This window comes from Trichothermofontia sp., assembly GCF_053493415.1.
Window position 1 is genome coordinate 1 of the sequence record NZ_JBRCAD010000170.1, and the last position, 9,585, is coordinate 9,585.

Consider the following 9,585-nt stretch of genomic DNA (forward strand, 5'->3'; position numbering starts at 1 on the left):
ACAAAGCTGCTTCAAGATCAATTTGACAAGCTTCGGGAATGAGGCTATCATAGAACATCATTTTTTATTTGTTAGAGGACAGAATACTGCATTCTGTCCCTTTTTTCCATCGCTTAACCTAACTTTCAACACTTCTGCCTCTAAAGCTACTACTCGTGATTTCAATACTAGTGCTGTTGTTATCAGGATTCACATATCGAACCGTTAGTATTGCTGAGCTATTGTATGGAATCTCAGATTGACTTAGAGTGGCATCAAAAAATCTGTCCTGTCCAGGTTCAGGTTGCCCAGGTTGTTGGATCTGTTGAGGGCATGACAATGTGTAATTCCACTCAGTAGTTGATTGCTGAGGGTTACCTGTCACTACTACATCTACAAAGTTTGCTTGCCCTTGCAAGTTAAATGAAGCATTGCCAGTATTTGGCACAAAACCAGTATCAATAACTGTTTTACCCTCGTAAATAACCTGTAACCTGTCAGGTACGTCATAATGCTCATAGGAAATACTGACTGTTCCCCTATTAGAAGTAAGTTGAATCCTCCTTCTGTCACCTGCTTGCCCACCACTCACCTGCTCTTCTCCACATTGCCCACTCCCATTCCCGTGAGACTGTGCAAGTGAAGGTTGAGTAGTAGCTTGGCTAGATGTAGTAGGTTGGCTAAGTATAGTATCGCTTAAAAAATCAATTGGATCTGAACCAGCCTTCCATAGACTACTTATAACAGCAGGTGCCAAACTATTACGACATCTTGTAGAACTAATACACCTACTAAAGGTTTGAGGATTTCTAAATGCCCATTCTGTCGCTGCTAGAAGAGTGGCTACGGCAACAATGGCAGGTAGCGCCTTCGCGACTTTCCCTAAAAATTTACTACCTGATACTACCAATGGCCTATATTTAGGGGGAATTATTTTTTTAATAAAATTTAGATTCCGATTATTCCTAAGATACTCATTCTGATTATTTCGAACATTATCTTTCCACTTTAGTGTCTCATTCCTGGCAGCGCTGGTTCTTTCTGATTCAGGGATTCGAGCAAGTTGCTGCTTTGAGATTGAGATGGAATACTGATTTTTTGATATGAATTTACTCTTGATAGTATTTACTGTGTTTCCCCTTCCTAAAGGAATAGCTAATAGATATAATTTATTATTTTCATCTCTTGTGTCTTGAAGAATCGCAGCAATAAAAGATTGATTGGAATCCTGACTATATGAAAGAAGAGTAGAATTTTCCTCGTCAAAAACCAACTCAACATTACCTTGAGATGATGCGGAAGCTTGGTTGTAGTTAGGTAGATCTTCAAGTTTTAGATTTACAGGAAATAAAAGGAGAGGATTTTGGCTGTCTAAGCTTTCGTATGCAGCTAAAATCCAAAGATCTTGTCCTGACTGATTTATAGGGCCTAAGTTGATCTCAATGGCTTCCCCCTCGTACCCTTGATACGTATTATTATCATCAAAATCAGGGCGGCGGACAGGGAAGTTGGGGCCGGGATCGGAGGGGTAGGGAGGTGGAGTGACAGTATTAGAAGGGGCTGGTGTCACCGGCACATCATCAAACTCACTCGATCGCTGCGCTATTAACCGATCATCAGCCTGCTGCGCCACCAACCCAGCCTCAGCCTGCGCCACCTCAACCCTCGGCATCGCCGCCACCGCCCGACCCGTCATCCCGTGCGGCAAACATACTTGATCCGTTGTCAGCACCGTACACAGCGCCACCGCCACCAGCCGATTCAGCCACTGCCCCGGCGTCAACAGATACGCCACGATCGCCGTACAGAAACCAATAGCCAGAAACCAGAAGCGACGAACCTGGCGCATAGGAAAACTCCAGTGAAAATGAAGTCGGAGCGAATAGACCTTGTATATCAGATTCCCCTGAGCCTTAACCCCACACCATTACAAAATTTTATCTTTGATACCTTTCCCCGCTAAACTGGGAACTATGGGATCGAAGCATCCCTAAGCATCGCTAGACCCGCTTCAACGTTAAATATTCCTGACATTTAGGAGCCATTAGCAACCATGAAGCCCCTTCGTCCTAGTCCGCGATCGCTCATCACCCTTGCCAGCCTTACCCTAAGCAGCCTCATACTCAGTACCCAAGCCAGCCCAGCCCAACCCGGCCCCGGTCAACGCGGCTTCTGGTGTGGCAACAATAACGGTGCCCCCGCCACCCTCTACCAAAACTCCGAAGGCGGACGAGAACTCTGGATTAACTGGCGCTCCCATGTCTTCACGGGTGCCGGTTACGACCCCCTCACCCGTTGCCAGCAAGTCAGCGCCCGCTTAGAAAACTATCGCCAAGCCCGTAGCCTTAGATACGTCACCGTCGGCATCATGAACGGCCAGCGCGTCATGTGTACCGCCAGCCAAGTCAATGGCCGCTGCGAAAACCTGATTTACACCCTCCGCCCCGGTCAAGACGCCGTGCGCACCCTCCATAACTTCCTTGCCCTGCGAGAAGGTCAATTGGGAGCACCCGCCCTCAACGAAAGCGGCAGCATTCCCTACATTAATGTCGGTGCTATCCTCGACGCTGACGAGGCCAGAGCCAACGCCCGCCCCACCACCAACCCCCTACCTACCCCCAGCCAGACCTATCAACCTACCGTCCCCAGTTCTCCCCAACCCGTCTCCAGCGGTGGCATGAGGGAGTTATAAGCAATGGCGCGATCGCCGCTACCGCCACGACCACCCCAATGGCCAGGGGCGAGGCTGGGACTGGGCCTTGCCCTGTTTCTTGGCGTGTCCAGCCCTCCCCTGCTTGCCCAACCCGTTGCCCAACCCGTTGCTCAACCTTGGTCTATTAACGCCAACCCCCCAGATCTCCAACTGGCCAGCATCACCAACCTTGCTCGCCAAACCACCGTGCGCCTGCTCACGAACGGGGCCTCCGGTTCCGGCGTGATCATCCAGCGCCAGGGGTCTATCTATACCGTGCTCACCGGTTGGCATGTCGTCGCCTTTAACGATCGCCATACCCTGCTCACCCCCGACGGTCGCCGCTATGGGTTACTGCGATCGCCGCGCCAATTGGGGAATACGGATTTAGCGATCGTGCAATTCGCAAGTTCTATTCCCTACCGGACGGCCCCCCTCAAAACCGACCCCATTTATATCGGTGAAACCGTTTACGCCGCAGGCTTTCCCATGTATCAAGGCCAGAGCCTTAACCCAACCTTTGATCAGGGTATTCAGAACTTACGAATGAGTCAGGGTGTCGTCTCCCTTCTCCCCACCAAATCCCTTGCCCAGGGCTATCGCCTCGGCTATAGCAATGATGTGGTGATTGGCATGAGTGGTGGCCCTATTTTCAACAGCCAAGGCTTATTAGTGGGTATTAACGGTCGCCGCAAACACCGCGATCCCGGCTTTGGGGTCTATGCCTTTGAAGACGGCAGCGAACCCGATCCAGCCCTCTTGGAACAAATGCTCAACGCCAGTTGGGGGATTCCCATCTCCACCTATCTCCAGTTTTTCCCGGCGATGAGTCGTCGGGGAGCATCCCAGTCCTGGCAATTTCCCCCTCATCCCCCAACGCCTTCCCCCAGTAGGGATGAAGGGGAGCCAGTCAAAGTCCCTCTCCCACAAAGGGAGCCAGTCAAAGTCCCTCTCCCCTTGTGGGAGAGGGATTTAGGGTGAGGGGAGAAAAGTGGCATACACCCAGTAGCCGATAACTCTAGTGATCTGAACATTCCCTTTTCCAAACTTAACTGAGTCCGATTCCATTTGTATCAGCTTGAACCGATTGTTTTCTATTTAATCTTGAGGAGTTCTGTTATGAGCCGATCCAGTTGGCAAGCCCAGTCCCTAACCGGAATTTTAGCGGGTACTGCCACGATCGCCGCGATCGTCATTACCCAACCCGCAATGGCCAAAACCGCCAGAGAAGTCGCCCAAATTGCCATCCCGACCACCGTCCGTATTGATAATGCCCTCGGTAACGACTACGGCGGCTCCGGCGTGATCATCGCCCGCAGCGGCAAAACCTACACCGTCCTCACCGCTAACCATGTGGTTAGCAATGGCGGCACAGAATACAGCATTTATACCAGCCGCAAAAAAAGCTATCCCGTCCAGTCAGTTGTCAACTTGCAACGCAGCGAAAGTGACCCGGATCTAGCCATCGTCATCTTTGAAAGCAGCGACGAATATCCCGTTGCCCCGATTAGCAACTCCGACGAAGCCACGATCGGCTCTGGCATTTATATTTCCGGCTATCCCCAATCCATTGAAAATAATGGCGAACGGGAATACGAATTTACCGCCGGTCAAGTCACCAGCCGCCCCGATCGCCGCCCCAACGGCTACACCCTCCGTTATGATGCCGTCACCCGCCGAGGCATGAGTGGCGGACCCGTGTTTGATGTCAGCGGTCGGGTTGTGGGGATTCATGGCCAGGGCGATCGATCTGGGGTAGTGACAGAAGCAGGTGGGGACACCGAAGAAATTAAAACCGGCTTTAATGCTGCCGTGCCGATCAATCTTTTCCGGTCATCCACTCGGGTAGCGGGCGTTGAAATTGCCTCTCTGAAAATCGACAACAAACCCCCCGATAATGTCGAAGCTACCCAACCCTCCAAACAGGAAGTCAACAGTTGGTTTGATAATTTTGCGCTCGGCATTGGCTTAGGCATTATTCAACAAATCGTCCCAATTCGGGTTCCTGGCCTGCGTTTTTAGGAAATCAATTTTGCAATAGGATCTGGTTGGGGAGAATTTCATCTAGCTGTTGCTGGGGAGTCACGATCGCGACTAAGGCTCCCCTACTTTCCTTAAAAGCTTTTTGATGAGATCTTCTGAAAGATATAGACCTGCCTTTTGGAGTGAGTCTAGGCTGGGGCTAAGACCTTCAATCTGTCAAAACGCCTCCAGGAACTAGAATCTCTGCAAAGACTTGAGGGAGGAGATTGGCTTGGTTACTTTTGAAAAGAGCAAGCAATGGTGAAGTATTAATAATGGCTTTACGATTCGGCATTATCCAGATCTGCTTGTAATTCTGCTTCAGTATATTGCATAAAATCAACTTTATAGTGAGCAAACGCATCTAAAAGTTCAGACCTAGTAATTCCAGCAATTTCAGCCGCTTTACTTTGAGAGATTTCACCCATTTCATACCATTTAATGGCAGCGACAAGGCGCATCTCTTGTACAAATTCTTCGGGAGACTTACGACGGGAGGAAAAAATTGTCTCTGGTAGTTCAAGAGAGATGGTAATCATAAGCTATTGTCTGTATTGACAGCCAGATTTGAGACAAGTCGATCACTATAGGCAGGGTTTACGGCAGGAGAGGGGAAAATTGGGGGTTAAGGGCGATCGTAGAGGTTCGGGACCGGTTTTGGCTAGGGGCCTGCGGAAAGATGCCCTGCTGAATGCATTCCCCTGTTTGCTTGACCCAGCCACCTGAGACCGCTACAACGGTAGTTAAGCGTTACTAAAACCACGATGACGACCTTAGCGATCGCCCTCCAACCGACCCTAGAACTGACCGACGAGCAGTTTGAGGAAATCTGTCGGCATAACCGTGACCTGCGGCTAGAGCGATCGGCACGCGGAGAATTGATTATCATGCCCCCCACCGGAGGAGAAACCGGACGACGAAATCTCCAGTTAGGCGCAGACCTGTTTGTGTGGAACCAGCAAAGTCAATTAGGTGTTGCCTTCGACTCCTCAACTGGATTCAAGTTGCCCAATGGAGCCATTCGTGCGCCCGATGTCGCGTGGGTGAGGCGCGATCGCTGGCTGGCCCTAACTCCGGAACAGCGCCAGAAATTTATTCCCCTCTGTCCCGATTTTGCGATCGAACTGCGTTCCCCCAGCGATGAGTTAGCAGAGGTGCGGGCTAAGATGCGCGAGTATCAAGACAATGGCTTGCAACTGGGTTGGTTGATTGATCCGAAAACCCAAACCGTCGAAATCTACCGTGCCCAGCAAGCTCCTGAATTAGTGATGAACCCGGCAAGTCTATCGGGAGAACCCATCCTCCCAGGGTTTAGCCTCGATTTGACTGGGATTCTCACTAACCCGTTAGAATTCTAAGTATCAGTAGATCAAAAAACATCAAAAAACAATTGTGGGGTAGGCATCCTGCCTGCCCCTGAGACAGCCGAGACGGCTATCCCACGTTCAATTTGTCATCTACTGAGCATGGGTCGCTAATACCTCAGCCCAGACCAGAAGTCATCGCCCTACCTATGAGTACACTCGCGATCGCCCTCCAACCGACCCTAGAACTGACCGACGAACAGTTTGAGGAAATCTGTCGGCATAACCGCGACCTGCGGCTAGAGCGATCGGCACGCGGAGAATTGATTATTATGCCCCCCACTGGCGGCGAAACGGGTGAGAGGAATGCTGGCCTCATTGGGCAACTGTGGCAATGGAATCAATCCACCCAATTAGGCCGCATCTTTGACTCCTCAACTGGATTCAAGTTACCCAATGGAGCCATTCGTGCGCCCGATGCCGCTTGGGTGAGGCGCGATCGCTGGCTGGCCCTAACTCCGGAACAACGCCAGAAATTTATCCCCCTCTGTCCCGATTTCGCGATCGAACTGCGTTCCCCCAGCGATGAGTTAGCAGACGTGCGGGCTAAGATGTGTGAGTATCAAGACAATGGCCTGCAACTGGGGTGGTTGATTGATCCCAAAACCCAAACCGTGGAAATCTACCGTGCCCAGCAAGATCCTGAATTGTTAATGAATCCAGTCATCCTGTCGGGGGAAAGCCTCCTCCCAGGCTTTAGTCTTGACTTAAGTGGCATTCTCGCCAACCCGTTAGAATCGGAATGACTTGTCTCCTGTGCCAGCCATGACCGGAAGCTATCGCCATTCCCAGGCTTCCATTAGCGATCGCCCGCCAACCCCCAGTTCCCCCTTCAAGGCCGCAAGCTGTATATAAAAACTTTAGATTGGCGTCCATACATCGTTGGTGCGCTGTGTGCCATAATCCCATCTACCCAATTTCCCCGTACCGGATTGCTTACCCCAGAAACAAACAGTGGCCCCCGTTGTGGCCTGGGCAACATGGCCTGGGCAATGCAGCCTTGGATAGTTCGGCATTGGACAACGTGTTCACGCCCGATTGCAGATGGCAACAAGCCGGCTAACTGGATTACACAAGGGGTGCACCCATGACCACCTGGTATCAGCTTGAACCCACGATCGTATTGCACCAATTAGATACCCGTATCGACACTGGCTTAAGTGGGGCAGAAGCCAGTCGGCGCTTAGTCCGCTACGGCAAAAATGAACTCCAAGAACACCCTCCCAAAAGTCCTTGGATCATGCTGTGGGAGCAATTTACTGCCACCACCGTGTTGGTCTTGATTGTGGCGGCGGTCATCTCAGGGCTGCTGGCTGATTTCAATGATGCAGCGGCGATTATGGCGATCGTGATCTTTAACGGTCTGCTCGGCTTTACCCAGGAATATAAGGCAGGACAGGACTTTGCCGCGCTGAAAAAAATGGCGGTGCCCAAGGCGCGAGTTTGGCGGGACGGTGAGTGGCAAGAGGTGGTGGCGAGTGAACTTGTCCCAGGGGACATTATCCAACTGGAGGACGGGGACCAAGTCCCTGCCGATGCCCGTTTGCTGGAATGTACCAACCTGCGCACCCAGGAGTCTGCCTTTACGGGGGAGTCGGAGTCGGTGGAGAAAAGTGTGGCAACGCTGACGGGGGACAGTTTGCCCCTAGGCGATCGCCACAATATGGTGTTTATGGGCACGATCGTCACCTATGGTCGCGGACGGGCAGTGGTGACAGAAACGGGCATGAGTACGGAGTTGGGCAAAATTGCTGACTCGCTGCATTCGGTTGAACCGGAAGCCACCCCCCTCCAACGTCGCTTGGATCAATTGGGACGCCGTCTGGCGCTGATGGCCCTGGCCCTCGTGGCGGTGATTTTTGGCTTTGGCATCGTGCGGGGTGAAAACGTTGAAGAGATGTTTTTGACCGCTGTCAGCCTTGCTGTTGCCATTATTCCTGAAGGTTTGCCCGCTGTGGTGACGATCGCCTTGGCCTTGGGGTCGCGGCGAATGCTGAAACGCAAGGCGTTGATCCGGAAACTCCCGGCGGTGGAAACTCTGGGATCAGTGACCACGATTTGCTCCGATAAAACGGGCACTCTGACCGAAAATCGCATGACGGTGACGATCCTATCCCTAGCTGGACAACGGGTAGATCTGCGGGAAACCTTTGCCGAAATTACCTCCCGCCTAGATGGCAATAAATCCATTTTTCACCCCGGAGAAGGGACCCAACTCCCGGAACCAATGGCGCTGACCTTAGTGGGCTGTGCGCTCTGTAATAATGCCCTGGTTCCTGATGACGTTGATCTCCCCGCTGATGGCCAACGCCCGGATTCAGACGTACCCAAGGCGATCGGGGACCCCACTGAAATTGCCCTAGTCGTTGCCGCTGATCGCCTGGGTCTAGATAAGGAGGAGTTGGAGGAACTACTACCCCGGCAGGCGGAAGCGCCCTTTGATTCCGATCGTAAGCGGATGACCACGATTCATCGCATTGAACAAGAAGGTGAGCAGTGGAAATGTGACAATCCCTCCTCACGGCTGCTGCCCCGGCTCAGTTCGCTGATCCAAACGCCGTATTTGGCGTTCACAAAAGGCTCTGTCGATGGGCTGTTGCAAATTTGTAACCAGGTGTGGGTGGATGACTGCACCGAGCCACTAACGCCAGAATGGGATGAGCAGATCCGGGGGCGCAACGATCGCCTGGCGAGTTCAGGTACCCGTGTCCTGGGTGTTGCCTTCCGGCCAGTGCAAACGCTACCGTTGCCAGGGCAAGAAGTCACCCTAGAGCAGGATCTCATCTTTGTCGGACTGGTGGGGATGCTCGATCCGGCCCGTCCGGAGGCCAAAACGGCGGTGCAAACCTGTCACCGGGCGGGGATTCGGACGGTGATGATTACGGGTGATCACCCATTGATGGCACGACACATTGCCGAAGACCTGGAAATTGCCCAGAATGGTCGGTATCTCACGGGTCAAGAACTCGATAAGCTATCCCTGGCGGAACTGGAGCAGCAGGTGGAGGTCGTGGCGGTCTATGCACGGGTGTCGCCGCAGCAAAAGTTGGCGATCGTGGAGGCGTTGCAAAATCGTGGCCATATTGTATCGATGACGGGGGATGGGGTGAACGATGCGCCGGCCCTGAGTAAGGCGGACATTGGCGTGGCGATGGGGATCACGGGAACGGATGTGGCAAAGGAGGCGGCGGATATGGTGCTGCTGAATGATAACTTTGCAACGATCGTGGCGGCGGTTGAAGAGGGGCGGGTCATTTATGACAATATTCGCAAATTTATTCGCTATAACCTAACGGGGAATACCAGTGGTGTGGTGATCATGCTGCTCTCACCTTTGCTGGCGCTGCCGCTGCCCCTGCGGCCCACCCAAATTTTGTGGATTAACCTATTGGCAGATGGGTTGCTGGCTCTGGCATTGAGTGTGGAGCCGGCGGAAAGTAATGTGATGCGGCGTCCACCCTATCCCCCGAATGAAAGTGTGTTTAGCCGGGGGGTGGGGCGTGACATTATCTGGGTGGGGAGCCTGAT

General features: G+C 52.4%; 8 protein-coding genes. 6 read left to right on the plus strand and 2 right to left on the minus strand.

The features are described from left to right. Positions 1–118: 118 nt before the first annotated feature. Positions 119–1,828 carry a hypothetical protein gene (locus ACWIUF_RS14565; RefSeq protein WP_448573194.1) on the minus strand — a complete coding sequence of 570 codons (1,710 nt, stop codon included), beginning with the start codon at positions 1,826–1,828 and terminating at the stop codon, positions 119–121. A 204-nt stretch (positions 1,829–2,032) separates the two neighbouring features. On the opposite strand from ACWIUF_RS14565, the gene ACWIUF_RS14570 reads away from it, so the two are divergent. The 3 genes from ACWIUF_RS14570 to ACWIUF_RS14580 all read left to right on the plus strand — a co-directional run bounded on the left by ACWIUF_RS14570 (position 2,033) and on the right by ACWIUF_RS14580 (position 4,693). Then, a complete protein-coding gene (locus tag ACWIUF_RS14570) occupies positions 2,033–2,671 on the plus strand; it encodes a COP23 domain-containing protein (protein ID WP_448573195.1) in 639 nt (212 codons plus the stop codon). A gap of 3 nt (positions 2,672–2,674) precedes the next feature. Beyond that, positions 2,675–3,652 carry a S1 family peptidase gene (locus ACWIUF_RS14575; RefSeq protein ID WP_448573196.1) on the plus strand — a complete coding sequence of 326 codons (978 nt, stop codon included), beginning with the start codon at positions 2,675–2,677 and terminating at the stop codon, positions 3,650–3,652. Positions 3,653–3,790: 138 nt separating this feature from the next. After that, positions 3,791–4,693 (plus strand): S1 family peptidase, encoded by a 903-nt coding sequence (locus ACWIUF_RS14580; protein ID WP_448573197.1) that lies wholly within the window; start codon positions 3,791–3,793, stop codon positions 4,691–4,693. Between the two features lie 281 nt (positions 4,694–4,974). On the opposite strand, the gene ACWIUF_RS14585 is transcribed toward ACWIUF_RS14580, so the two are convergent. Next, positions 4,975–5,232 carry a UPF0175 family protein gene (locus ACWIUF_RS14585; RefSeq protein WP_448573198.1) on the minus strand — a complete coding sequence of 86 codons (258 nt, stop codon included), beginning with the start codon at positions 5,230–5,232 and terminating at the stop codon, positions 4,975–4,977. 225 nt (positions 5,233–5,457) lie between these two features. Here ACWIUF_RS14585 and ACWIUF_RS14590 point away from each other — a divergent pair, with 225 nt between their 5' ends. The 3 genes from ACWIUF_RS14590 to ACWIUF_RS14600 all read left to right on the plus strand — a co-directional run. Next, positions 5,458–6,051 carry a Uma2 family endonuclease gene (locus tag ACWIUF_RS14590; protein ID WP_448573199.1) on the plus strand — a complete coding sequence of 198 codons (594 nt, stop codon included), beginning with the start codon at positions 5,458–5,460 and terminating at the stop codon, positions 6,049–6,051. Positions 6,052–6,206: 155 nt separating this feature from the next. Next, on the plus strand, positions 6,207–6,803 hold the full coding sequence (locus tag ACWIUF_RS14595) for a Uma2 family endonuclease (protein WP_448573200.1): 597 nt from the start codon (positions 6,207–6,209) through the stop codon (positions 6,801–6,803). Positions 6,804–7,144: 341 nt separating this feature from the next. Then, positions 7,145–9,585: cation-translocating P-type ATPase (locus tag ACWIUF_RS14600; protein ID WP_448573201.1), on the plus strand; the 2,441-nt coding region annotated here is incomplete at its 3' end.

Bases quoted from the DNA above. Each gene is read 5' to 3' on its own strand.
- ACWIUF_RS14565 (WP_448573194.1), bottom strand. From the start codon at position 1,828: ATGCGCCAGGTTCGTCGCTTCTGGTTTCTGGCTATTGGTTTCTGTACG.
- ACWIUF_RS14570 (WP_448573195.1), top strand. From the start codon at position 2,033: ATGAAGCCCCTTCGTCCTAGTCCGCGATCGCTCATCACCCTTGCCAGC.
- ACWIUF_RS14575 (WP_448573196.1), top strand. From the start codon at position 2,675: ATGGCGCGATCGCCGCTACCGCCACGACCACCCCAATGGCCAGGGGCG.
- ACWIUF_RS14580 (WP_448573197.1), top strand. From the start codon at position 3,791: ATGAGCCGATCCAGTTGGCAAGCCCAGTCCCTAACCGGAATTTTAGCG.
- ACWIUF_RS14585 (WP_448573198.1), bottom strand. From the start codon at position 5,232: ATGATTACCATCTCTCTTGAACTACCAGAGACAATTTTTTCCTCCCGT.
- ACWIUF_RS14590 (WP_448573199.1), top strand. From the start codon at position 5,458: ATGACGACCTTAGCGATCGCCCTCCAACCGACCCTAGAACTGACCGAC.
- ACWIUF_RS14595 (WP_448573200.1), top strand. From the start codon at position 6,207: ATGAGTACACTCGCGATCGCCCTCCAACCGACCCTAGAACTGACCGAC.